Raw genomic sequence first — 23161 nt, 5'->3', positions numbered from 1 at the left:
ACGTAAAAAGTTTTCATAAAGAGCAATTTTTGTTATCGTTTTGTGCATATAGCATATATTCGGAGCACAGTTAACGGATATAATTGACCACAAAAAATTATTTAATCCTTAATTTTTACCAAAGCTGTGAAAAACACTAACTTAGTATAAGTTATAACCCGGTTAACGTGGAATCTTTTGTAGTAACTATCAATAATGTAGCTTATCAGGTAAGCATTCATTCGATATTTCCCAAGTTGTTTGATGTTTATAATAAAAACATTAATTATACCATTGGGAAAACAGATGCCGGTAATTGGGTTTATATTAAACATGAACCATCATCAGCCGTTATACCGCTGGAACAAATCGGGATAGCTATTGATGAACATTTTCCGGAGGAAGGGTAGACGCATGACACCTGCCCAAAAAAGCTAAAGCCCCGGGCGATTCCTTCCCTCGGGAAGGGGAGGAAGGGGTTTATGGAATAGTATAGTCATTGCGCGTATAAACCCCTCCCTGCCATTACACTATCCAACGTACCCGTCCCGTGGGGAGGGAATTAAAAACGACAGCCTTTAGTCTCTCTTGAATCGTCATAACATACTCCCTGGCTATTCGATTACCAATATGTATCAACATAAAGTCCACTAAAATAGTAGAGATTTGTCATTAAATTTCAATAAAAAGATGTTTAAACATTTATTTTGAAAAAGATCAGTTTCAAATATATACTTTTGGTACATAAACAAAAGGAATTTAAAAAAATTAAACACAATGAAAAAGATCTTTATCCTGTTGGCCTCAGCGTTTTTATACACGGCTGCATCGGCACAAACAACCTGGACTGCCGACAAAAACCACTCGAACGTTAAGTTTACAGTGACTCACTTATTGGTAAACGATGTTGACGGAACTTTTAAAAACGTTGATGCAACCATAGTTGCAGCAAAGCCCGATTTTAGCGATGCTAAAGTTGCCTTTACTGTTCAAACAGCTTCTTTAAGTACCGATAATGAAAATCGTGACAAACACCTTTCAAGTGCCGATTTTTTTGATGTTGCCAATAAACCAACCCTTACTTTCACCAGCACAGGTATCACCAAAACATCTGATAAACATTATGCGCTAAAAGGCAATCTTACTTTAGCGGGTGTTACCAAACCGGTTACATTTGATTTATGGTACCGTGGTACCATTACCAACCCAATGAGCAAGGCTGACGATGCAGGTTTCCAGTTAACTGGTGTTATCAAACGTTCTGATTTTAATTTTGGTAGTAAATTTGGCGCTGCTATGTTAAGCGACGAAGTAACTATTAAAGCTAACGGCGAGTTTGCTAAAGCAAAATAATTTTTTAGGACTTTAAGATTCTTGGAGCAAGGATTTTTGGAACAAGGAGCAGGGACTGACTTACGAAGGTTTTTGTTTTGTTTCAAAGATCCTTGCTCTTTTTTTTGGAGTAAGGATAGATTAAGGATTTTTGGAGTAGGGACAGACTTAAATAGAGTATTTATTATTGTTCCGGAAGTCTTTACTCCAAGAAAAAATCCTTGTTCTAAAAATCCTTTTGTCTAAAAAAAATCCTTACTCCAAGAAACTAAATATCTTCGTCGGCCAGTAATTGTTTCAAGGTATCAAACCAAAGCTGGTTTTTGGTGCCGAAAAGGCTATTGTCAATCATCAGGTATATAGTATTGAGCCCATCGGCAACTTTGTAACGAAGTCTTAAGGGTTGCCAAAACGTACCATTATTTTTAATGAGCGAACGTTTGTATACCTCATCAAATCCCAGGTAAACCTGTTCCAGCTGGTTTAAGGGAATATCCAAATAGTTATAACCATCAATTACCAGGGCGCCGGAAGTTAATATAATTTCACCTTCGCGATGGTGTGGGGGCGGGGTGAGCGAAAAAAGCCCTCCAGCCGCGTCAATCAATGTGCATGCTGCAATTTCATAATCATAGCTCCACATTGCCTTTCCTATTTGTAAAATTTGCATCGTTTAAATTTCGACATTATAATTGATAACTGCAACCGCGGTATGTTGTGTGCATGTAAATTAAAATTTCAGGCAGAAATTGCCTGGTGTTGACAACTCACTCCGGTCTGCGCTTAGCTACCCTCTCTTCCGTTTCGCGGCAAAGAGAGAACAAAAAAGGCTTTCTGAAATCTAAACAAGAATCCTTACGCTTTGTTCCAAAAATCCTTGTTCCAAAAAACATTATCTTTGATCTGAAGAACTATTTTTCGCAGTATTTATTATATGGCTACAGAAGTTAAGTGCCCCAGTTGTGGTTTTGGTTTCCCGATAGAGGAAGTGATGGCAGAGGAATATAAAAAGGAGCTTAGGCTTAAAATGCAGGATTATACCCGCCAAAAAGAGGATGAGTACCGTAAAAAAGACGAGGAATATTTAACCAAAGAGCGCCAGCAAAAGGACGCTTTCGAGTTGCGGCTTAATGACGAAAAAAAGCAATTGCAATTGGCTATGGAGCAGAACCTGCGTAAATCCATCAGTCAGGATTATGAGAACCAGATGACGATGCTTAAAACATCGGCCCAGGAAACCGAAGAAAAGCTAAAACTATCTCGCCAGAAAGAATTGGAATTTTTACAGCGCGAAAAACAATTGCAGCAAAAAGAAGAGGAAATGGAGCTTGCCCTGCAACGCAAATTGCAGGAGCAGCGTAACGAACTGAGCGAGCAGATCCGTAAGCAGGAAAACGAACGCCATAGTATAAAAGATACCGAATATCAGCTCAAAGTAAAGGAGCTGGAAAAACAGCTCGACGACCAGAAAAAGCTGGCCGAAGAAATGAAACGAAAGGCCGAGCAAGGCTCCATGCAGTTACAGGGCGAGGCGCAGGAACTGATACTGGAAGAGTTGCTGCGTAATTATTTCCCGTTTGATGTGATCAGTGAAGTAGGTAAGGGCGTTCGGGGAGCCGATTGTGTTCAAACCGTACGTAACCAGTTTGGGCAGGAGTGCGGGAAGATCATTTATGAAAGTAAGCGTACAGCCACCTTCGGCACCGATTGGATCGAGAAGCTGAAAAAAGATATGCGCAGTGTAGGCGTAGATGTTGCCGTAATTGTTACCCAATGTTACCCCAAAGGGATGGATTGCTTTGGCGAAAAGGATGGGGTTTGGATCTGTAGCTTTGATGAAGTAAAAGCGGTGTCCTATATCCTGCGCGATGGAGTGATCAAACTATCCAACCAAGCCAAATCGCAGGATAACAAAGGCGATAAAATGCACTTGCTGTATGATTATTTAACCAGCAGCGAATTTTCTGAACAATGGAAAGCTATCCGCGAAGGTTATATGAGTATGCGCCTGTCTATACAAAAAGAGCGTGATGCCATGGAAAAGATGTGGAAATCGCGCGAGAAACAACTGGATAAAGTATTGCTGAACGCGGCACACATTAAAGGCAGCGTAGAGGGTATAGCCGGCAGTGATTCCATACAATTGAGCCTGACGGACGACGAGGACGCGTTATTGTTGGAGTAAAGTATTTTTAGAGTAAGGATTTTTGGAACAAGGAGCAAAGAGTTACTTACAAAGGTGTTTTGCATTGTTCAAAGATTCCTGCTGTTTGTTCCAAAAATATTTGTTCCACGTCTCAAAATCCTTGTTCCCTAAATCATTTATCTAAAGGTATTTTCGTACATTTGTATGTACAGCAGCCCGGTTTCCCGATATAAAGGAAAGCCGGGCTGTTTGGTTAAAGACAAAACAAGACCAAAAATCGACCATTATGTATGTAGTTATTTGATAGTCAATTATTTGATACTTTTTAAAGTTTTAAAAACACATCAAAACCATACTGGAATTTGTTAAAAAGTGTTAAAATGAGGGTTTTTAAATCAATTTTCAATCGTTTTTACCCCGTTTTCGAACAAAAAAATGTTAAAATTTAAGGTTTAAAAAGTTTTTTCAGCCCTGATGGAGGTGCGGTTTCTATCATCAATTACAAAGTTAGATCTGTTTGCCGGCCATTTTAAAATATCCGCTGATCATCATTTTTTGGTCCTGAACTTTTTTATAGATTAGGTACTTTATTCGTAGTGATATACTCGCTTGTATAAGAGTTGATTAGCTAATTAAAACGCCCCTGCAAAATGAACAATGACCTGATACTGGAAACCATATCAGTTACCAAAAACTTTTTTGGTGATAAATCTTCCGGTGTTAACAATATAACCATATTTATTCCCAAGGGTAAAATTACCGCCATTGTTGGCGAAAGCGGCAGCGGTAAAACTACACTGCTCAATTTGCTATACGGTCACTTACAGCCAGATCATGGCGAAGTTTTTTTTAAGGAAGAGCAGGTTTTAAGCAGGGATAATGGACTACAGCATGCCCATCAGGTAATGCGCTTGGTTACCCAAAACGGAAGCGATATGGATGCACAATTGTCTGTTTGGGATACGATAGCTGCCGGGCTTCAGGAAGAAGATAAAAGCCTGACCATACAAAAAGTGACCGAGGTCCTCAATATGCTTCATATTTATCAGTTGAAGGAGCAGCCCTTTGGTAAATTAAGCGGCGGCGAAAAACAACGGGTAACCATTGCCAAAGCCTTGATCAGTCGTCCGGAAGTATTGTTGCTGGATGAGCCTTTTAACCAGGTTGACGCTACCTATCGCGAAGGATTGCAGCATGATATCCGTTACATTGTAAAGGCATGGGGAGTTACTGTGGTGCTGGTATCCCATGACCCCGCCGAGATCCTGTCGATGGCCGATGAACTGATTGTACTGAAGGAAGGGGAGATAGTTGAAAATGGCAGCCCGGAGCAATTGTATCATTCACCTAAACTGTTGTATACCTCGCAGATATTGGCTAGCTGTAGTCAGCTTACCTCTACCCAGGCCAAAGTTTGCGGTATCAAAAGCAGGCGTGGTGTAGTGGTTATATACGCCGAACATATTAAGTTAGGTGTTTTGGGTAACAAGTGGTTGGTAACGCAGGTGTTGTTCAAAGGTTTTTATGAAGAACTGATCATTGAGCGCGAGGGAGTTATTCTCCGGGTAACTAATCACGATAGGGGTAAATATCCCAAGGGTACTAAAATCAGCATCAACATCAATAAATACTTTGAGTTTGGAAAATGGGAGAATTGAAGCAGAAGCAAGAGATTAGAGTCAAGAATCAAGACTATGGTTACCAAAATGGGACTTTCTTGGATCTCGATTCTTGACCCTCGGCTTACGCCAGTTCCATTTTTGCCTGTTTTTCTTTACGGTATTTGCTTAGGTTGATAAGCAGCACACTGCCCAGGATAATCACCAGGCCGCCTACTTGTAAAAGGGTAATGCTTTCGTGAGCAAACAACACCCCGAGTATAACCGCTATAACCGGGTTTACATAAGCATAAGTACTTACTTGAGTTGCCGGGCGAACCTGCAAAAGCCATACATAAGCGCTAAATGCGGCAATGGAGCCAAAAATTATCAGGTAAAGTAAAGCAAGCCAACTATGGGTTGGTATGTTTTGCCATTGCAGGTTTTGAACTTCGTGGGTTAAAAAACTCGATGGTAAAAACACTAAGCCTGCGGCCAGCATCTGCCAGGCTGTATTTACCGAGGCTGATCCTTGTGTATTATTGTATTTAGAATATAATGACCCGGATGCCCATGACATGGCACCAATGAGTAACAGCAACATTCCCGGCAGTTTAGAGAGCCCGGTTGAGGAATCAAACAAGCCTCGTATTTGTTCGCTGAATAGTAACACCACACCGGCAAAACCTATAATTAAACCAACAATGGTAGATGTGTTTTTGAAATTTACACGCCAGTTTTGTTTGTCAAACAATACAAACCAAATAGGAGCTGATGATACCATAATGGCCACCATAGCACTGGGGAGCGTTTGTTCAACCCAAATTACGGCGCCATTGCCTATTACCAACAGCAAAAAGCCGGTAACAGCAGCATGAATAATATTGCGTTTGATAAAAATCTGTTCGCCTTTAATTTTACACCAGGTCAATAGCAAAATACCGGCAGTAAGAAAACGAAGAGCGCCCAACAACAAGGGGGGAAACCCATCGACAGCCATTTTTATAAAAAAATACGTCGAACCCCAAACAATATAAACTGTTGCAAAGGCGATGATAACCATTAATGGAGATGCGGATTTTTGAGGTGTTAAGGCCATGATGATATTTATTTTTCGGGTATAACTAATTGTTGTTCTTCTTTAACCGTTTCCAGTACTATAGTGGTTCGGGTACTAATGATGTTGGGTATTTTGGCAAACTGGTTACGCATAATACTCATCAATGAAGCCGAGTCGTAAGTGCGCACTTTCACCAGGTAGCAATCGTCACCCGCCACATGATGCACTTCCTGTACTTCGGGTATTTTGGCAAGCTCCAATGTAGCGCCGCTATAACCTGGTCCGTCGGATGCTTTCATAAAAACAAATGCCAGCAGTTTTTGCTGCAGGGCAGCTGGGTTAATACGGGTGGTATACTGTTGAATTACATTTTTTTGCTCCAGTTTTTTTACACGTTCCAATACGCCAGATGGCGCCATACCCAGCTCGCGAGCCATGTCGGCATTTGATATCCGGGCGTTTTCCTGCATGAGGCGTAAAATGTGCAGGTCGGTTTTATCAAGATTGATTTCTGTTTCGCTATTCATTCTGTAATATTAAGTATTTAGTGAATTAAATTCAATATAGTTAATAAAAAATGAATTTAATTCAACAAAAGTGTCTATTTAGTGTTTGAACGCATAATTGAGCTGCGGAAATTTGAATCATGCCTTTGGAAACAGCAATAAATCTGATTTAATTATCTTTCAGGGTAAAGAAAGGGTTGCTAAAAGTTTAGCAAGTGTTTGCTTGAAAGAAGTTAAAACGTAGCACGTCTGATCTTTTTATGTTGGTAAATACTAATTTAATTACCTAATTCTGTTTGTTTATTTATTCAAAACTACGCTGTTGAGTGCAGCGGCTAAACCCGAAACTTGCTGTATACTACTATGATGATTTAGTGGGATAATAGTAGGTTACAGGTTTGATTTTGGTATTCCTGTAAAAAACAAACACCCGCCATTTTTTATGACGGGTGCAAGTACGATAAGGTTAAGGTATTTTGCTATTTCGTAGCCAGCAGTTTTAGTAACTTGTCGGGTTTTGTTTCATCAAAAGCCGTTTTTACATACTTGTAGCCACTTTTAGTGGTTGCAGTAAGTAGTTTGGCTTTATTGCCTTCTTCGTCTAAAACATAGGCTGTACCATTGTCATTGATCCAGTCAAAAAGCACATCTCTTGTAGTTATTCCGCGATTTTGTGTGTAGTCATCGACCCACACCAGTGAGTTAATAGCCAGGTAAGGATTATCATACTCACCAGTTGTGCTGTTTACTCCGGTTATTTGTAAGGGCATCGTTAAATATTATCAGGGTTTGAATATTTTAAAACTCTGAAATAAATGCTAACGAGTCAATCCGTGAAAACACCGTATTTTTACTTATGGAGGCACCGTGTTTTCACGGAGTATTTTTGCGGATTGTCGATAATCAATAGCTCGTTATATTTTAACGGCTTTGCACTTTTTTAGTCTGTAAAAAACGATTATCAATCCGTTTATGCTTTCTTCCTTAATTCAATAACGGTGATTTCCGGCCATATGCCTAACCTGCCTGAAAATGCCAGGAAACCAAAACCACGATTCACATATAGGTATCGGTTTTTTTCATTGGCCAGGCCAGCCCAGTCGAGATAGCGATATTTTACCGGGCTCCATCTGAAACCCGGAATTTCCACACCAAACTGTGCCCCATGAGTATGACCAGAAAGGGTGAGGTGAATATTGGTTTCGTTATAACGAACCTGCTCTTCCCAGTGGGTTGGGTCATGAGATAATAATATCTTAAAAGCATCTTTAGGTACACCTTGCAATGCTTTATTCAGATTGCCTATTTGTATAAAGCCGCGCCCCCAGTTTTGGATACCAATAAGTGATATTTTTTGACCGCTTTTTTCAATGGTCACATTTTCGTCCAGTAAAAGGCGGTAACCTAATGTCTGGTGATGTTGCTTTAGCTTATCCAGATTGGCCGCCTTTTCCTGATCACTATCCCAGTGTATATAATCGCCATAATCGTGGTTGCCCAATATCGAGAATTGTCCATGTGGAGCCTTGATTTGGCTAAAACGGTCAATATAAGGCTCAATTTCAAAGGCAGCATTATTAACCAGGTCACCGGTAAAAACAAACAGGTCGCTTTTTTGAGCTTTAGCCATATCAATTCCCCGTTGCATGGCTTCGGTATTATCAAAACTACCTGAATGGATATCCGATAACTGCGTTATCGTAAAGCCGTTAAAAGCATCTGGCAAATCATCAAAGTAGAGGGTGGTGCGATGCAGCTTATAATCGTATTTACCCTTGAACATGGCATAAAACATGGAGGTAAACGGAATAGCAGCAACTAATACCGCTATTTCGCTGATAAACTTACGGCGGGCCGGGAATATTGGTTGGTTACCAGAACGATTGGCGAGCTTGAATAAACCAACAATGAACCGGCCCAGATCACCCAACGATAAAACAATAACAAATGCCAATTTGGTTAGGAAAAACGTGATAAACAAACTCAATATCCACTCATGAAAAGGGCGCATGCCGTTAGCCGTACTAAAACTGCCAAAACCGATCAGGAACAAAGCAACAACCCCGACAGAAATAAACAGGTAGCCAAATAACATGATATTACGCCACAGCTGCGATTGCCAATCGGCACTTAATGTTTTAAGTCCAGAAAAAATATACCAGTCGAATAATAGACTGATAGCCGAAATAATGAGAAATACTTTTAAAAAACCACTGCCGTGCATATAAATAGGTATTAACCTGCAATTTAGAAAAAGAAGTGGATAAGAGTTAAGAATCAAGAACCAAGAAATTATTCAGGATTGTTACACCCGCGTCTTGATTCTTGACTCTGGGCTCTTGATTCTTATCTTAGCTATAATTAAACATAGCAATGAAACTATACTATTTATTATCCGCAGGCTTATTAATAGCCTTACATACCAACGCGCAGCAAACCAAAACCGATACGGTGTTTTTTGAGGATTTCAATGAACAAAACCTCGACAGGAACAAATGGAATGTAGAAGTTACAGGCCAGACTGTGAATGACGAGCAACAAGCGTATGTTGATTCGACGGCTACTATATATATGGTAAAAGGTAAGGATGCGGAAGGCGCGATAAATGGCGCGTTGGTGCTGAAAGCTATATATCAACCTGGCTTTATGAGTAAGGAGAAAAAAAGCTATGATTTTATATCTGGTCGGATAAATACCCGTAGCAAGATGGAATTTACCTATGGCACAGCATCGGCACGAATGAAAATGACCGCAGGAGCCGGGTTATGGCCGGCATTCTGGGCCTTGGGAAACGGTAAATGGCCCGATTGCGGCGAGATCGATATGATGGAAACCATTGGCGATTCCACTTGGGTGAGTCACGCCCTGCATGGTCCCAATTATTTTGGTAATACACCTTTGGCTTACCGGGCGCATTTTGCATCAGGCACAGATGTTACCCAATGGCACGTTTATTCGGTTGACTGGAGCCCAACCAGCCTGATATTTAAAGTTGATGGTAAGGTAACTTATACAGTGACCAAACCTATGGTTGAAAAATATGGGCGCTGGGCTTTTGATAACAAAAAATTCATTATCCTTAATTTCGCCCTGGGTGGAGGATACCCGGGCGGGTACAACAAAATCTCCAAACCCTATTATGGGATCTCAGAAAGCACCGTAAATAAGATAAAAGCCGGCGAAGCTAAAGTGTTTGTTGATTGGGTGCTGGTTACCAAAGGGAAGGAGTAGTTTGTTGTTAAAATTTGTTAAAGAAGCGTAACAAAGCTATAGCAGGCATAATACGCATAGCCAGCAACGCGTTTGAGTTATAAAATGCAAAAAATGTAAAATTGTCATCAAATTATGGCTCTAATTTTACTTTTTTTAAACATTGCCTAAATAGCAATTGCATATTTTTGAATACCAAACATTAACATCAAACATCTACCATTATGGCAATATTAACAATTCAAATACCAGATAGCGAAGTAGCTACTTTATCAAGTATAGTTACTCAAGTGGCCGGCAGTGTAATAAAAGTAAACGCCGACGAAGACGTGCATACCAATGAATGTTTGCAGAAAGAAGATTTTTTTATAGAAAATAAACTTGCCAGATCTGGTCACAAAAGTTATTTGTGGAACGATTGAGCACCCAATAATATATACAAATTTTTAACCTGTTAATACACCATAAAATAAGAAAGCCCCGCTGTTAAGCTGGGCTTTCTTATTTTATGGCCCCACTTACAAACCTTATTTGTTGTTGGTAATTAAATAGATAGCTGCTTTGTTTTAATTATGCGGCTTATAAAAACAAGCAATAACCCCAGCCCTAAAAAAACAACCAATAATACCAATGAGTTGATCAACACATGACCATATCCTAATTTAACTACATTAACAAAAGGATAGGGATAAAGCTGGGTTATAGCTCCGCGGATAAGTGTATATACCAAATATAAGAACGGAAACCAGAGCCAGTTTATAGATTGCATCCATTTTAATTTTTCCGGTGGCGCAAAAATCAGCCAGTAAATAACAAATAATAGTGGGTTTAAGGAGTGCAGTAATTCATCGGCTACTTTAAACAGACCTTCGGGATGCCATAAGCTACGCAGAATAATGTTGTAAACAAGGCCAACTACTATAATATATAAGCAGATACCACTGAGCACGTATCCTTTTGAAAAAAATCTGTAAAAGGCGTTCGAGGGTTTTAATAATAAGACCCCCAAACAAACGCCAACCATTAAATTACTTTGGATAGTAAAAAAACTTAGTATTTGTATAACGGCCCCGGCCCAAGTATGGCCTTCTTGTATATAGGCCGGTATCGAGATGCTTACCTGTAATATCAAAGCGAACCATACTACAAGTCCGGCTGCTGCTGCGTAAATGGTTGCAGGTTTATTGGGTTTGTGTGGAGATGTGCTTTGTTCCATGCTTGTTATTGCTCTAAGGTTGGTTGCATAAAGTTTAAATGATCTTAAAAGTAACAAAAGAAATTGATGCTCCCATACGTTTAAATGGAGGCAATTGTAGTATATGTTAAATGAATAAAATGCTTTTCCATAAGTTCATTTTTAAGCTGTAAATTGTGGTAAGCGGGTAACTACATCATGGGTTTACCCGTAAAAAATGCTATGAATGGCTATTTGACCATACCCAAATCTATTTGCTGCAAACTTTGCAAAACTTGCGGGGCACGCCCTGTGATTAAAGCTGATGCGGCAGGCCTTTATGTGGTTAAATGCCCCAATGACGACAGACACTATCAAACCCGGGCCGGGCTAATAGATATAGATGACTGGAACCGTAACAATTCTTTATATTATGTTCCCTGTCGCGATTTTAACTCTCAGGTATCCTGCTAAGTAACAATTCACTGACTTTAATTGCTACCTCATTTAAACCTATATCTTTAGGCTTTAAAACCAAAACTTCACATGAGCATTTTTTTGAATTTAAGTTCGCATAAGGCCGACAGGCTAAAATGGGGTGTATTTTTGCTGATATTTGTTTTACCTCGCTTTTGTCAGGCCCAAATGGCAACTGATACTGCTCCCGTAGTTGATCATATAGCTATTTGTGTGCGCGATCTTAAAAAAAGCACCGCGTTTTATACCGAAGTAATGCACTTGCAAAAAGTACCCAACCCATTTGCTGATACGCTGCATCAGTGGTACAGCTTGGGGAACCATGTAAAACTACACGCTATACAGGGTAATTGTACTTATAAGCACGATATTACCGAGCATCTTTGCTTTGCTGTAGGTTCTGTAAAAGAATTTGCCAAAAAGCTTAACGAGTTACATATTCCTTACGGCAATTGGAAAGGCGATAGCAAGGAGCCAACCTTAAGGCCTGATGGCGTTCTGCAGCTTTATTTTCAGGACCCTGACGGATATTGGATTGAGATCAATAGTCCGGCAAAGGGGAAATAAGAATAAGAAGCAAGACATTAGAGTCAAGAATCAAGACAGGGGAAAATAGGTTAATTCGACCTTTTTAAATTACTAAAGATATTTAGATCAACCGCCTGTGTTTGCTTTTATCTTGATTCTAATGTCTTGCTTCTTAATACTCCAGTTCCTGGCATTGGATGCCGGCCTTTTGTAAAAGCGTTTCAATTCGGCGCGGGCATACACCTTCAGCCTCAATACGCAATATATTATCACAGTCTTCCAGGTCAAAGTTCCATTGCATAATAGCCGGAATTTTGGTAAGCAGGGTTGTTACCCTGCTTACCTGACGCCGTTCTTTAACGCTTGTTGAAAATACCAGCACATCCATTTTAATAGCATTATATTGTTAATTGTTAGAATTAAGAGCCAAGAATCAAGAGTGAAATGATACTGACAAACTTTAATCTTGATTCTAATGTCTTGACTCTATTCCCCTTTCTTTTCCCCTTCGGCTTTAAAGTCGTTCCATTCACGATCAAACTTTCCAAAGCCCCGGTCACGGTCGTTCCAGTTACACATACGGTCGCGCATTTTGGCTTTGAATTTTTCCTGTTGCTCCGGGCTCATGTTTTTAAAACGCTCGGCCATGCGGGCACGCATAAAACCGCCGCCGCCCCAACCGGGGCGTCCGCCTCCTTTACCAAAACCAAACAATAGCTTACATAAAATAAATATGCCCATGGCCTGCCAAAAGGTAATGGTCCCCAGATGCAAAATATCGGGTAATAAGTTGTTCCACAACTGCATCACTACGAAGCTGATGAGCGACAGGAAGGCGGCGACTGCCAGCGGGATAAATATAAAACGCCCTCTATAAAATACTTTTTTCATTTTCTTGATCTTTAATTTTTTGTGCGACAGGCATTGTGCCCGCCATCATTTAATATTCTGTTATTTCTTTATACAATTGTTGTAAGCGTTTACGCAAATGCAGCACTGCATATCTTTTGCGCGATACCAGGGTTTGCATTTTTTCGCCAGTGATATCGGCAATTTCCTGGAACGACATGTCATCCAGTTCGTGCCATACAAATACATCCTTTTGCTCGTTGGGCAATTCGTCCAGTGCAATAAATAGCTGGTCCCAAAACAGGTTGCGCAGATATTCCGTTTCGGGGGTGCTAGTCTCGGTGAATAAAATAGCCTTAAAATCGGCTGTATCCTCCTCCTCGTCCTCACCGGTAAGCATATCATCCAACAGGGTTTCCGTCTTTTTTTTATGCTTGTCGGTTATTTTATTGCGTGCTACCTTATAAAGCCAGGCGCTTGTTTGTTCAATAGGTTCTGAATTGATCACCGAACTAAACTGGTACCAGACATCCTGCAGAATATCCTCGGCATCGGCATCGTTTTTTACCCTCCGGCGAATAAAACCCAACAGGCTTTTACCATACGCTTTTATGGTATGTATAATTTGGCTGTTCTTATCGTCGGGCATTATGGCGGTTATCAATTTTTTTTACTCCTTATAAAGATAAAGACGATTGACCGACAAAAACATTTTAAATTATTTTAAAGAAAATGAAGGGTGCGGAAGAAAAACTTTTTAAACCTTGAATTTTAACAAATTCCTGCTCAAAAACAGCGTAAAAAGAGTTTAAAACCGATCAAAAAAAACTCATTTTAACACTTTTTAACAAATTTCAGTGTGGTTTTGAGTGGTTTTTAAAACTTTAAAAAGTATTAAATTATTGACTATCAAATAACTGCATACCAAACGATCGGTTTTTGGTCTTGTTTTTCTTTTAACTAAACAGCCCGGTTATCCTTTTGATCGGATAGCCGGGCTGTGGTGTATACAAATATAACGAAAATTTGGGAGAGATAAAAGCTGGGGAGACAATCTTCGAGTCACGTTCTGGAAACAAGAAGAGACAGAAACTAAATACTTATTTTATAAGATCGAACATAAAGTAACTTGGAGTAATGGCAGCCAATTTGCCACCAGTTTCATCAGAAAGTGTACCATGTATAAAACCGTAACACATTGTTCCAGAGCCGGTAGTAGTCATTGAATTTATCACTGTCTGAGATACGTCAAAAACCGGACCTCCACTATATCCTCCAACGCTCGGATTTTCTAAAAGTAGAAATTCACACATCGTTTTCAAGTCAGCCCTTTGCATGGTAATAAATCCACTTGATGGATATGTGCGATATGTTAGGGGAGAAAAACGCTTTTCAACCCCTATACCCAAAGGGAAGCCAATTATAGTTAGTTGGATATCTCTTGACACTGCCTTTGAAGAATCTTTACTAATATAATTAGTAGGTAAAAACTTCCCCTGAAGGAGGCCACTATTGGCTATAGACCTCTTAGGGGAGGGTTTTAATACAGCTAAGTCAGCTCGATTGTGGAACTGCCATATTGGTTTACGTTCCTGTATCAAGTCGAGTAAATAAACTTTCCTTGGTACATCATTGCTGCCTCCCATAATGATGTAAGAAGAAAAGTCCATAGATTTAGCCACATGAGCTGCGGTAACGATATATATATATCCTTTCCGCTAAGAACAAACAGGCCTGTGCCAGATATGGTAGTATTTATTACAGCTCCTTTGTTATTTATAATAGTTGTGTCTTTGCGAAGATCCATTACGCATCTTACCAATGTATCTCTACTTATTATCCCGCCCGAAGTTTGTGCTTCAACATTTAGATATGCAAAAAAGATTAGGCAATAACTTAAAATAAATTTCATGTCTGTGATCGGATTGGATTTATGCTAAATATAACGAATTAAATGGTGTCGTGTGCAGAGATCTGCGTCATGAGTCAACAACTCAGCATGCTCTCTTTCCGCAATAGGTGAGGGAATGTCCAGCAAAGCGCAGAGGACTGAGTTGGCGCCAATATGTTAAACCAATTGTTTAAATTACAAATTGTGCTTACTTTGAGCAACCTATGAAAAAAACCTCCGCCGTTAGAAAAATCTTGCCCACACTGCTGTTACCTGCGCTTTTATTCACCGTTACCGTTGCCCGCTCGCAGGAATTTGGGGGTAATCCGCCGTCGATAAAGTGGAAGCAGGTAAATACACCGGCGGCGCGTATTATTTTCCCGGCGGGGATGGATTCGGCAGGGTTGAGGGTGGCCAATATTGTGCAGCAAATGAACGGGCTCATTAAGCCCACCATCGGTTTAAAACAGAAACAGGTGAGCATTGTGCTGCAAAACCAAACTACTATTGCCAATGGCTATGTAGGTTTGGCGCCTTTCCGCAGCGAGTTTTTCTTGACACCCGAGCAAAACAGTTTTGATATAGGCAGTTTGCCCTGGGCACAACAGCTGGCCATTCACGAGTTTAGGCATGTACAACAGTATAATAATTTTAACGTAGGTGTTTCGCACGTACTGCACATTCTTTTTGGCGAAGGCGGGCAGGCCCTGGGTAACGACCTATCCGTACCCAACTGGTTTTTTGAGGGCGATGCCGTTTTTAACGAAACCCATGTAAGCGGACAGGGCCGCGGACGCCTTCCCTGGTTTTTTAATGGTTACAGGGCCCTATGGGCGGCCGATCGTGATTACAGCTACATGAAGCTGCGCAATGGATCGTACGTTGACTTTACGCCCGATCATTATCCACTGGGCTACATGCTGGTTTCCTATGGGCGCGAAAAATATGGGGATAACCTCTGGAAAAACGTAACGCACGATGCCGCGGCTTTTAAGGGCGGGTTTTATCCATTTCAGCGGGCCATCAATAAATACACGGGTACCGATTTTAAAACATTTACCAATAACGGGCTCAGTCATTTTAAAGAGGTTTTTAAGGATGATGAAAAAACACCTGCTGCCAAAAACAAACATTTTGACGCTGATAGGGAGTATCCGGCTTATATTAATGATAGTACGCTCATTTATATGAAGAGCCCCTATGATCATATCCCGGCTTTTGTAATCCTTACCGGCAACCGGGAGCGGAAGATCAGTACCCGTTCATCATCGCTTGATAATTACTTTAATTACCATGATGGCCAAGTGGTTTATGCGACTTACCGCCCTGATGCGCGCTGGGGCTACCGAAATTACAGCGAACTGATGATTTTGGATATCGCCAGCGGTAAAGAGCATCGTATCACCCAAAAAACAAAATATTTTTCGCCCGCCTTTAGCCCCGATGGTAAACGTATCGTAGTGGCTCAAGTGGCTACCTCGGGCGCGAGCGAGCTGCATTTGCTAAACACCGATGGTCAGCTGATTAAAGTATTGCCTAATCCGCAGCATCTGTTTTATACCTATCCGCAATTTTATGGTGATGATCAGCTGGTGGCTGCGGTCCGTAATCCCCAGGGTAAAATGACGTTGGCGCTGATCGATATCGCCAGCGGCAATGCCAAATACCTGGTCCCTTTTAGTTACCGGCCCATTGGTTTCACCACCGTTAAAAATAACGACGTTTACTTTACCCAAACCGAGGATGTGAACGACCGCCTGTTTGTGTTGAAATTGAAGGATAACCAATGCTTTGAATTACTGCCAACCGGTCATGATACCGGTATAGGTCATTACCAGCCCGCTGTGGCCAATAATAAACTGGCCTGGGTTGGTTTTACCGCTTTTGGCTACCAGATTAACGAGGTAAACAAAAAAGACCTGAAATGGATAGATGCTGGTCCGCAGTATGTGCGTCATTTACCTACGATGGGTATCAGCGCGTTGGGCCGGGATTCGTCTGCCGATATGCTAACGGAAGTAGTTGATAAGCCGCTGCCGGTTGTCCCTTATTCCAAAGGGCATGGCTTGTTCAATTTCCATAGCATCATCCCCAACATCAGCGACCCTAACTACTCTTTTGCCATTACCGGCGAAAACGTGCTGAATACTTTTCAGTCGCAGATCTCCTTTGATTATAACCGCAACGAAGGTTACAAGCAATTTGGCTTTGATGCTATTTACGGCGCTTTGTATCCCTTTATATCTGTCGGGGTTGATTATACGCTTGATCGTCGCCAGTTTTACAAAGGCAGCTACGTGTACTGGAACGAAACATCGGTACATGGCGGACTCGAGGTGCCGCTTAACTTCAGCGCAGGCAAACACTCTACCGGCCTCACCTTTGGCAGTGATCTGTATTTTAACCAAACGCATTTTCAGCAGGGTAATGCCCAGCAGTTTAAAGACCGGAACTATGCCTACCTCAACAATTATATATCCTTTAGCAACCAGGGTTTAGTAGCTAAACAAAATATATACCCCATGCTGGCGCAAAGCCTCAGCCTCAATTACAAGGCCGGTGTATCTGGCGGGGCGGCTACACAGTTATTGGCGCAGGGTACATTTTATTTCCCCGGACTGACAACTAACCACAGCCTGGTGATCAATGTGGCCCATCAGCAAAAAGGTAAGAACAATGTGATCGGTTTCTCGAACGATTTTCCCTTTAGTAAGGGTTATACCGCCGAAAGCCTGGACGATATGAATAAGGTTGGCCTTAACTATCATTTCCCCTTTGCTTATCCCGACGCCGGTTTTGGCAACATCGTATACCTGCTGCGTTTAAGGGGACAATTATTTTTTGATTATACCCGAGCCACTGCTGATAATTTTTTTACCAATGGTGCCGGCTTTAAACAAAACTTCCGGTCGACTGGAGCTGCCGTGTTTTTTGATACCAAGTTTTTTAACCAGAACAGCATCTCGTTCGGCATCCGGTATAGCAGGCTTTTGGATGATGACTTTTTTGGCGGTACGGGCCGTAACAGGATAGAGCTGGTACTGCCGGTGACGTTTTTTTAATTACCCCTCTAAATCTCCCCGAAGGGGAGACTTTAAAAAACATGATAGCCTGGCAAATTTTATGAAGTAATAAATATGGAGCAAATTAAGGAAGAAATAATAGCCCTGTTAAAACCCCTCAATATTCTAACTAATGATCAGATAATGGAGGTATTTTTTAAAATAGGGAGCCTTGGGGATATCTTTATACTGAAAAATGACGGAGTGAGAGGAAAAAATGTCTATACCGTGGTTATTAGTTCATCGAAAGGAGCTTTTGATAGTATAAGATTTGATGGCGATGATCTAAATGTAATTATAAGGAAGGCTCTAAATGAATATTTGGAATCATAATACAGTGCAATTTAAAGTCTTCGATTTCGAATTACTATGCCTGTAGTCTGAAGACTACGCGCATAATCGTCTGAAGTCAGAGACCCCTGCCGTCTCTTGGCTCCAGCCGAGTGACGATTATTTACAGGCCTCTGGCCTGCGATTCAAATATAACTCTGATTTTTACTGCGGCCGGAGGCCGGGTAATAGCTGACACTCGGCTGGAGCCGATCGACGGCAGCTTTTTAAAATCTTATTTCTTGACTCTTATATCTTGATTCTGTTCCCCTCAGCTATTAGCCAAGGCCACTAACTTTTCAACCCGGTCAACGCTGGTGAGATCGATGCTGTATTCATCGCCGGGTTCGTTGCTCATCAGGATATAGTCGTTTTTGTATTGCATTTTGCTTTGTACGCTAATGCGGGCCGATGAATGCACTTCGGTTACGCCAGTGAAATGTACCAGATCGGCCAAGTTGGCTTCACTTACCCCGCTACCCGGCATAATGCTGATGCGGCCCGCGGCTTTTTGAACCAGGTGATTGATCACGGTGGCGCCTTCCATGGCGGTGCTTTTGCCGCCCGATGTCAAGATACGCTCGCAGCCCATCTCAATGATTTCTTCCAGGGCTTTATCCTGGTTGGCGCACATATCAAAGGCGCGGTGAAAGGTAACACCCAACCCCCATTGGCGGGCCAACCGTGTCATTTCCAGGCAGCGTTTGGTATCAATAGAGCCATCGGGATTTAGCATACCTATTACTACACCATCACAGCCGGCCTCGATGCAATAACGGATATCGGCCATCATGATCTGATATTCCAGCTCGGAATACAGAAAGTCGCCACCCCGTGGACGGATCAGTACATACAGTTTAATGTGCAATAAGCTGCGGGCCATTAATATCTGCCCATGCGAGGGGGTGGTACCACCTTCTTTTAAATTTTCGCACAGCTCCACTCGTACAGCGCCGCCCTCCTGGGCTGCCAGTGCTGATGTAACTGAATTGGCGCAAACTTCAAGAGTAACGGGTTTAATCATAGTTGGTTAAGATTATCGTTAGTCGTTAGTTGGGTATTAGACCATAGTCGATGGTCCATGGTATTTGATTGTTAATTTAGTTCATGGTTCATAGTCGATGGTTCATGGTATTTGAAACGTCCTTGACCGGCCTTAAAATTACTAAGATGAACATTTATAATCTATGGACTATGTTCCATTGACCATGGACTAAAAATCAATAAAAGCTTTTGCCCTTGATGAGCAGATCTTGTTGTTGTGCATTGCAAACCGCGAACGAAAAACCGCTTTGTATGGCATAAGCGCCGTATTCGCCTTTTTTGTTGATGGCTAAAAAGCCTACCTGTATCTGTTTGGCGGTTTCGGGTTTCTTTTTGATGATACGACGAACAGCTTCTTTACAGGCATCCTCGGGTGAATAACCTTGACGCATCAGTTCGACAACCAAAAAGCTGCCCACATTTCGGATCACTTCTTCGCCCACGCCGGTTGATGTGGCGCCGCCTACTTCGTTATCTACATATAAACCCGCGCCAATGATCGGACTGTCGCCCACACGGCCGTGCAGTTTAAAAGCCATGCCGCTGGTGGTGCAACCGCCAGATATATTGCCTTTGGCATCAATTGCCAGCATACCGATGGTGTCATGATTGTATTTATCGCCCGGTTTTTTACCGTTCTCGATATTCATTACCGGGCTGTATTTGGCTGTTTTGAGCCATTCCTTCCAGATTTTTTCGGACTCTGGTGTCAGTAATTTTTCTTTTTTCATCCCCTGCTCCACTGCAAACTGGGTGGCACCATCGCCCACAAGCATCACGTGCGGGGTTTTCTCCATCACCAAACGGGCAACTGATATCGGGTGGGCTATGTTTTCCATGGCCGCTACAGAACCGCAGTTGCCGTTCTCGTCCATTATGCAGGAATCGAGCGTTACGTGACCGTCGCGATCAGGCAAACCGGTACGACCAACCGTATGGTTGGTAATATCTTCGGCTTCGGGGATGCGTGCACCTGCTTCAATAGCATCCAGCGCACGACCACCTGTTGAAAGTACCTTCCAGGCGCCTTTGTTGGCGATGATGCCAAAATCCCAGGTAGATATCACGATAGGGAAACCGGCATCGGTAGTTGACGAAATGGCTTTGGCTACAGCAGAGTTGGATAATGCGGCAAGCGAAGCGCCCGCGGCTGATATTTTGATAAACTTACGGCGGTTATACATGCTGCTAATATATAAAAAACTTGGGTACGTGTGGGTGTGAGTGCGGGTTGTGGGAGCGAGGATCGGGGTGCGAGAGTGAGGCTGGCGGTGCGGGAGCAAGGTAACAGATTAGAGTTATAATGCTTCAAATCGAAAGTCGGGTTTCCCGCTCTCTCACCCCACACCCGCTCTAATTTCTATTCAAAATCCTGCAAGCAGTTAAAGCAATGCCAGGCTTTGGTGTTGTAAAACGGAAAAACAGTCGAAAGAAAAGTAGAGAACTTACCAGGATCTGCCGGACCGATATTGGTGGAGGCGCAATACGGGCAGATGATCACATTGTTGGTTTCCTCATCAATTTCTATATGATCCTGATCATGCAGATCGCCCTCGGCAGCTAGTATTTCGCGACAGCGCTCCAGGTCGCGTTCAAATATTTTGAGTTTAACACCGCCAACAGCCTGGTTATATAGGGGATTGGCTCCTATGGTATTTTCATCGGCAATAAAGCAGGGTATGCCATTATCCTCCAGCTTGGTGCGCATGATGTGTGCCAGCATTACATCGTAATAGGTTTCGAGGGTGATGATCTTATCTTCAGCAGGGTTGGCCATGGTTTATTTTGATTTTAGAATTCGGATGTTCGATTTCGGATTTATTTGGATTTCGGAATTCGGATGTTCGATTTCGGATTTAGAAAATTCATACTTCGTTAGAGAAGAAAAATCTGAAATTAAACCAAATCCCAAATCGAATATCCGAAATCCGAAATAATTGTTCAAAGGTAGCTTGTTTTTTGCTTAATTTGATGTATGAACCGCATCGATCGTATTTCGGCCATTTTGATACAGTTACAATCGCGCCGGGTTGTGAAAGCCTCGGATATTGCCGAGCGTTTTAATATCAGCCTGCGTACGGTTTACCGCGATGTGAAAACGCTGGAAGAAGCGGGCATCCCCCTCATGGGCGAGGCCGGTGTGGGTTATTCTATCATGGATGGCTATCGTTTGCCACCCGTAATGTTTACCCGCGAGGAAGCCACCGCCTTTTTAACCGCCGAGAAGTTTGTGGAGAAGATGACGGATACCAGTACCATGAAACATCACCAGTCGGCGATGTACAAGGTGCGGGCCATCCTCAAAACCGCTGAAAAGGATGTACTGGAAAATCTTGATGGTAGTATTGAGGTACTAAAAAGCCGGGCACAAAAACGTTCTGATAATAATACCGATCATATCCAAACTATACTGGACAGCATCATCCAGAAAAAATTGTTGTGTTTGGATTACTTTGCCGGTCACAGCCAGGAAGCTACCAAACGGGATGTAGAGCCCGTAGGTATTTTTTACCTGGAAGGTTTCTGGCACCTGATAGCTTTTTGTCGCTTACGTAACGATTACCGTGATTTTAGAGTTGACAGGATGCGTAAGGTGGTGATTACCGATACTACTTATAACAATAGTCATCACCCCACTTTAAAAGCTTATATAGCCCAAACTGCCTACGAAAAACAATTGGAAACGGTTATTGTAAAAGTAGATAAAGAGATAGTGAGCTATCTGGATCATCAAAAATACTACAGTGGTTTTGTATCCGAAAAAATGGTGGGTAATAAGATCGAGATGACTTTTTTAACCCGGTCTATCGAAGGTTTTGCCCGCTGGTTAATGATGTACGGCGATCATGCCGAAATTGTGAAGCCCCAGGAACTTATCGACCAGGTTAAAACCATAGCGGCCGCCATCGTCCAAAAAAATAAATAAATTCTTCTTTTTCTTCTGCTGACATAGGGTTGTCATTAGCTGGTGTTTACTTTGTTTAACAAATAAACAGGTGCATTATGAAATACTGGATAACCGTAGCTTCAAAAGATCATATAGCCCGTGGCATGGCAGGCGGCTTTATGCAGGCCAATCATGGTAAACAGGCTGCCTTAAAAAAGGTACATGCCGGCGATTGGGTGCTCTTTTATTCACCAAAACAAACTATGAACGGTACTGAACCCTGCAAGGCTTTTACAACCGTAGGGCAGGCCGTTGGCGACGAAGTTTATCAATATAAGATGTTTGATGATTTTATACCCTGGCGCCGTAATATCCAATTTTATGAAAGTACCGAGGTGCCTATAATTCCCCTTGTTGATGAACTCGACTTTATCATCAATAAAAAATCATGGGGGTACCCTTTTCGTTTTGGTTTCCTGGAAATAGGCGAAAAGGATTTTGAACTGATCAAAAAGCAAATGATTACAGGAGAATTAATAATAACCTCACCTAAATCCTCTCCAAAGGAAAGGGCTTTAGTATAGCAATTTTGAACCCTCTCCTTTGGATAGGGGAGGGTGAGGTCTAAACCATAAATAACCATATTATGAAAAATTTAACATTAAGCATCGAATTAACATTTAAGGCCCCAATAACCAAAGTTTGGCAAGGCCTTACCGATCCGGAAATGGTAAAAGCTTACTTTTTTGGTACTAAACTGGAGTCGAGCTGGAGGGTAGGGGAGCCCATCGTTTTCAGTGGCGAATGGGATGGCAAAGCTTACCGCGATCACGGCACCATACTGGAAATTGACCCGGGTAAATACCTAAAGTATAACTATTGGAGCAGCATGAGCGGCACCGAAGATAAGCCCGAAAACTATGCCGACATTACTTATAGTCTGACTGAAAAAGATGGAGTAACCACCCTGGCCATTACCCAGGATAATATTAAAGACGAGGCGGCTAAAGCGCATTCGGAGCAAAACTGGGAAGGGGTTTTTGACGGATTACGGAAAATGATTGAGTAATTTTCATATTAAATAAATA

General features: G+C 41.9%; 26 protein-coding genes. 13 read left to right on the top strand and 13 right to left on the bottom strand.

Annotated elements, in window-relative coordinates; all coding sequences use genetic code 11:
* Positions 1-167 precede the first annotated feature (167 nt).
* Together BW976_RS07955 and BW976_RS07950 are read left to right on the top strand one after the other, a co-directional pair.
* Positions 168-389 carry a hypothetical protein gene (locus BW976_RS07955; protein WP_076372214.1) on the top strand — a complete coding sequence of 74 codons (222 nt, stop codon included), beginning with the start codon at positions 168-170 and terminating at the stop codon, positions 387-389.
* A 367-nt stretch (positions 390-756) separates the two neighbouring features.
* On the top strand, positions 757-1332 hold the full coding sequence (locus BW976_RS07950; protein ID WP_076372212.1) for a YceI family protein: 576 nt from the start codon (positions 757-759) through the stop codon (positions 1330-1332).
* A 247-nt stretch (positions 1333-1579) separates the two neighbouring features.
* Here BW976_RS07950 and BW976_RS07945 read toward each other — a convergent pair whose 3' ends face one another.
* A complete protein-coding gene (locus BW976_RS07945; protein WP_076372210.1) occupies positions 1580-1981 on the bottom strand; it encodes a hypothetical protein in 402 nt (133 codons plus the stop codon).
* Between the two features lie 264 nt (positions 1982-2245).
* On the opposite strand from BW976_RS07945, the gene BW976_RS07940 reads away from it, so the two are divergent.
* Both BW976_RS07940 and BW976_RS07935 read left to right on the top strand, forming a co-directional pair.
* On the top strand, positions 2246-3496 hold the full coding sequence (locus tag BW976_RS07940) for a DUF2130 domain-containing protein (protein WP_076372208.1): 1251 nt from the start codon (positions 2246-2248) through the stop codon (positions 3494-3496).
* Between the two features lie 611 nt (positions 3497-4107).
* Positions 4108-5115: an ABC transporter ATP-binding protein gene (locus tag BW976_RS07935; RefSeq protein WP_076372206.1), complete on the top strand. Its 1008-nt coding sequence runs from the start codon at positions 4108-4110 to the stop codon at positions 5113-5115.
* An 85-nt stretch (positions 5116-5200) separates the two neighbouring features.
* Here BW976_RS07935 and BW976_RS07930 read toward each other — a convergent pair whose 3' ends face one another.
* From BW976_RS07930 to BW976_RS07915, 4 genes are all read right to left on the bottom strand, one after another.
* Entirely contained in the window at positions 5201-6154 is a 954-nt protein-coding gene (locus tag BW976_RS07930; protein WP_076372204.1) for an EamA family transporter, read from the bottom strand.
* Between the two features lie 8 nt (positions 6155-6162).
* Complete coding sequence (locus BW976_RS07925; protein ID WP_076372202.1) at positions 6163-6642, bottom strand: Lrp/AsnC family transcriptional regulator; 480 nt, start codon at positions 6640-6642, stop codon at positions 6163-6165.
* A gap of 458 nt (positions 6643-7100) precedes the next feature.
* Entirely contained in the window at positions 7101-7391 is a 291-nt protein-coding gene (locus BW976_RS07920) for a DUF3892 domain-containing protein (RefSeq protein WP_076372200.1), read from the bottom strand.
* Positions 7392-7591: 200 nt separating this feature from the next.
* Positions 7592-8845: a metallophosphoesterase gene (locus tag BW976_RS07915; RefSeq protein ID WP_076372198.1), complete on the bottom strand. Its 1254-nt coding sequence runs from the start codon at positions 8843-8845 to the stop codon at positions 7592-7594.
* A gap of 149 nt (positions 8846-8994) precedes the next feature.
* On the opposite strand from BW976_RS07915, the gene BW976_RS07910 reads away from it, so the two are divergent.
* On the top strand, positions 8995-9852 hold the full coding sequence (locus BW976_RS07910) for a glycoside hydrolase family 16 protein (RefSeq protein WP_076372196.1): 858 nt from the start codon (positions 8995-8997) through the stop codon (positions 9850-9852).
* Between the two features lie 203 nt (positions 9853-10055).
* Positions 10056-10253 carry a hypothetical protein gene (locus BW976_RS07905; RefSeq protein ID WP_076372194.1) on the top strand — a complete coding sequence of 66 codons (198 nt, stop codon included), beginning with the start codon at positions 10056-10058 and terminating at the stop codon, positions 10251-10253.
* A 122-nt stretch (positions 10254-10375) separates the two neighbouring features.
* Here the strand turns inward: BW976_RS07905 and BW976_RS07900 are convergent, their stop codons facing one another.
* Positions 10376-11047: a Pr6Pr family membrane protein gene (locus BW976_RS07900; protein ID WP_084192115.1), complete on the bottom strand. Its 672-nt coding sequence runs from the start codon at positions 11045-11047 to the stop codon at positions 10376-10378.
* 177 nt (positions 11048-11224) lie between these two features.
* Between BW976_RS07900 and BW976_RS07895 the strand changes: the two genes are divergently transcribed.
* Both BW976_RS07895 and BW976_RS07890 read left to right on the top strand, forming a co-directional pair.
* Positions 11225-11479: a hypothetical protein gene (locus BW976_RS07895; protein WP_076372192.1), complete on the top strand. Its 255-nt coding sequence runs from the start codon at positions 11225-11227 to the stop codon at positions 11477-11479.
* Between the two features lie 72 nt (positions 11480-11551).
* Entirely contained in the window at positions 11552-12049 is a 498-nt protein-coding gene (locus BW976_RS07890; RefSeq protein ID WP_084192114.1) for a VOC family protein, read from the top strand.
* A 133-nt stretch (positions 12050-12182) separates the two neighbouring features.
* On the opposite strand, the gene BW976_RS07885 is transcribed toward BW976_RS07890, so the two are convergent.
* The 4 genes from BW976_RS07885 to BW976_RS07870 all read right to left on the bottom strand — a co-directional run bounded on the left by BW976_RS07885 (position 12183) and on the right by BW976_RS07870 (position 14559).
* A complete protein-coding gene (locus BW976_RS07885) occupies positions 12183-12398 on the bottom strand; it encodes a hypothetical protein (RefSeq protein ID WP_084192113.1) in 216 nt (71 codons plus the stop codon).
* 98 nt (positions 12399-12496) lie between these two features.
* Complete coding sequence (locus tag BW976_RS07880) at positions 12497-12901, bottom strand: hypothetical protein (protein ID WP_076372188.1); 405 nt, start codon at positions 12899-12901, stop codon at positions 12497-12499.
* 49 nt (positions 12902-12950) lie between these two features.
* Positions 12951-13508, bottom strand: a complete 558-nt coding sequence (locus BW976_RS07875) for an RNA polymerase sigma factor (RefSeq protein WP_076372186.1) — start codon at positions 13506-13508, stop codon at positions 12951-12953.
* Positions 13509-13959: 451 nt separating this feature from the next.
* Complete coding sequence (locus tag BW976_RS07870; protein ID WP_262494187.1) at positions 13960-14559, bottom strand: trypsin-like peptidase domain-containing protein; 600 nt, start codon at positions 14557-14559, stop codon at positions 13960-13962.
* Between the two features lie 415 nt (positions 14560-14974).
* On the opposite strand from BW976_RS07870, the gene BW976_RS07860 reads away from it, so the two are divergent.
* Positions 14975-17812, top strand: coding sequence for a TolB family protein (locus tag BW976_RS07860; RefSeq protein ID WP_076372180.1), 2838 nt, complete (start codon positions 14975-14977; stop codon positions 17810-17812).
* 75 nt (positions 17813-17887) lie between these two features.
* Positions 17888-18145 (top strand): hypothetical protein, encoded by a 258-nt coding sequence (locus BW976_RS07855; protein WP_076372178.1) that lies wholly within the window; start codon positions 17888-17890, stop codon positions 18143-18145.
* A 268-nt stretch (positions 18146-18413) separates the two neighbouring features.
* On the opposite strand, the gene BW976_RS07850 is transcribed toward BW976_RS07855, so the two are convergent.
* The 3 genes from BW976_RS07850 to BW976_RS07840 form a co-directional block, all read right to left on the bottom strand.
* Positions 18414-19166 carry a copper homeostasis protein CutC gene (locus BW976_RS07850; protein ID WP_076372176.1) on the bottom strand — a complete coding sequence of 251 codons (753 nt, stop codon included), beginning with the start codon at positions 19164-19166 and terminating at the stop codon, positions 18414-18416.
* Positions 19167-19362: 196 nt separating this feature from the next.
* Positions 19363-20370: a glycosylasparaginase gene (locus tag BW976_RS07845; protein ID WP_076372174.1), complete on the bottom strand. Its 1008-nt coding sequence runs from the start codon at positions 20368-20370 to the stop codon at positions 19363-19365.
* A 176-nt stretch (positions 20371-20546) separates the two neighbouring features.
* Positions 20547-20963, bottom strand: a complete 417-nt coding sequence (locus BW976_RS07840; protein ID WP_076372172.1) for a putative signal transducing protein — start codon at positions 20961-20963, stop codon at positions 20547-20549.
* Positions 20964-21161: 198 nt separating this feature from the next.
* Here BW976_RS07840 and BW976_RS07835 point away from each other — a divergent pair, with 198 nt between their 5' ends.
* The 3 genes from BW976_RS07835 (at position 21162) to BW976_RS07825 (ending at position 23142) form a co-directional block, all read left to right on the top strand.
* Positions 21162-22112: a helix-turn-helix transcriptional regulator gene (locus BW976_RS07835; RefSeq protein ID WP_076372170.1), complete on the top strand. Its 951-nt coding sequence runs from the start codon at positions 21162-21164 to the stop codon at positions 22110-22112.
* 77 nt (positions 22113-22189) lie between these two features.
* Positions 22190-22657: an EVE domain-containing protein gene (locus BW976_RS07830; RefSeq protein WP_076372168.1), complete on the top strand. Its 468-nt coding sequence runs from the start codon at positions 22190-22192 to the stop codon at positions 22655-22657.
* A 62-nt stretch (positions 22658-22719) separates the two neighbouring features.
* Complete coding sequence (locus BW976_RS07825) at positions 22720-23142, top strand: SRPBCC family protein (protein ID WP_084192112.1); 423 nt, start codon at positions 22720-22722, stop codon at positions 23140-23142.
* The last annotated feature ends 19 nt before the right edge of the window (positions 23143-23161 follow it).

The organism is Mucilaginibacter lappiensis, assembly GCF_900155965.1.
GTDB classification, from domain to species: domain Bacteria; phylum Bacteroidota; class Bacteroidia; order Sphingobacteriales; family Sphingobacteriaceae; genus Mucilaginibacter; species Mucilaginibacter lappiensis.
Note: the sequence above shows the minus strand (reverse complement) of the source record. Positions and strands in the feature narration are given on the sequence as shown.

What these genes read in the sequence shown, in the direction of transcription:
- BW976_RS07935 (WP_076372206.1), top strand. Translation starts at nt 4,108, where the DNA reads ATGAACAATGACCTGATACTGGAAACCATATCAGTTACCAAAAACTTT.
- BW976_RS07885 (WP_084192113.1), bottom strand. Translation starts at nt 12,398, where the DNA reads ATGGATGTGCTGGTATTTTCAACAAGCGTTAAAGAACGGCGTCAGGTA.
- BW976_RS07890 (WP_084192114.1), top strand. Translation starts at nt 11,552, where the DNA reads ATGAGCATTTTTTTGAATTTAAGTTCGCATAAGGCCGACAGGCTAAAA.
- BW976_RS07895 (WP_076372192.1), top strand. Translation starts at nt 11,225, where the DNA reads ATGGGTTTACCCGTAAAAAATGCTATGAATGGCTATTTGACCATACCC.
- BW976_RS07855 (WP_076372178.1), top strand. Translation starts at nt 17,888, where the DNA reads ATGGAGCAAATTAAGGAAGAAATAATAGCCCTGTTAAAACCCCTCAAT.
- BW976_RS07945 (WP_076372210.1), bottom strand. Translation starts at nt 1,981, where the DNA reads ATGCAAATTTTACAAATAGGAAAGGCAATGTGGAGCTATGATTATGAA.
- BW976_RS07830 (WP_076372168.1), top strand. Translation starts at nt 22,190, where the DNA reads ATGAAATACTGGATAACCGTAGCTTCAAAAGATCATATAGCCCGTGGC.
- BW976_RS07950 (WP_076372212.1), top strand. Translation starts at nt 757, where the DNA reads ATGAAAAAGATCTTTATCCTGTTGGCCTCAGCGTTTTTATACACGGCT.
- BW976_RS07850 (WP_076372176.1), bottom strand. Translation starts at nt 19,166, where the DNA reads ATGATTAAACCCGTTACTCTTGAAGTTTGCGCCAATTCAGTTACATCA.
- BW976_RS07920 (WP_076372200.1), bottom strand. Translation starts at nt 7,391, where the DNA reads ATGCCCTTACAAATAACCGGAGTAAACAGCACAACTGGTGAGTATGAT.
- BW976_RS07825 (WP_084192112.1), top strand. Translation starts at nt 22,720, where the DNA reads ATGAAAAATTTAACATTAAGCATCGAATTAACATTTAAGGCCCCAATA.
- BW976_RS07910 (WP_076372196.1), top strand. Translation starts at nt 8,995, where the DNA reads ATGAAACTATACTATTTATTATCCGCAGGCTTATTAATAGCCTTACAT.
- BW976_RS07860 (WP_076372180.1), top strand. Translation starts at nt 14,975, where the DNA reads ATGAAAAAAACCTCCGCCGTTAGAAAAATCTTGCCCACACTGCTGTTA.
- BW976_RS07835 (WP_076372170.1), top strand. Translation starts at nt 21,162, where the DNA reads ATGAACCGCATCGATCGTATTTCGGCCATTTTGATACAGTTACAATCG.
- BW976_RS07900 (WP_084192115.1), bottom strand. Translation starts at nt 11,047, where the DNA reads ATGGAACAAAGCACATCTCCACACAAACCCAATAAACCTGCAACCATT.
- BW976_RS07845 (WP_076372174.1), bottom strand. Translation starts at nt 20,370, where the DNA reads ATGTATAACCGCCGTAAGTTTATCAAAATATCAGCCGCGGGCGCTTCG.
- BW976_RS07905 (WP_076372194.1), top strand. Translation starts at nt 10,056, where the DNA reads ATGGCAATATTAACAATTCAAATACCAGATAGCGAAGTAGCTACTTTA.
- BW976_RS07880 (WP_076372188.1), bottom strand. Translation starts at nt 12,901, where the DNA reads ATGAAAAAAGTATTTTATAGAGGGCGTTTTATATTTATCCCGCTGGCA.
- BW976_RS07930 (WP_076372204.1), bottom strand. Translation starts at nt 6,154, where the DNA reads ATGGCCTTAACACCTCAAAAATCCGCATCTCCATTAATGGTTATCATC.
- BW976_RS07925 (WP_076372202.1), bottom strand. Translation starts at nt 6,642, where the DNA reads ATGAATAGCGAAACAGAAATCAATCTTGATAAAACCGACCTGCACATT.
- BW976_RS07875 (WP_076372186.1), bottom strand. Translation starts at nt 13,508, where the DNA reads ATGCCCGACGATAAGAACAGCCAAATTATACATACCATAAAAGCGTAT.
- BW976_RS07840 (WP_076372172.1), bottom strand. Translation starts at nt 20,963, where the DNA reads ATGGCCAACCCTGCTGAAGATAAGATCATCACCCTCGAAACCTATTAC.
- BW976_RS07940 (WP_076372208.1), top strand. Translation starts at nt 2,246, where the DNA reads ATGGCTACAGAAGTTAAGTGCCCCAGTTGTGGTTTTGGTTTCCCGATA.
- BW976_RS07915 (WP_076372198.1), bottom strand. Translation starts at nt 8,845, where the DNA reads ATGCACGGCAGTGGTTTTTTAAAAGTATTTCTCATTATTTCGGCTATC.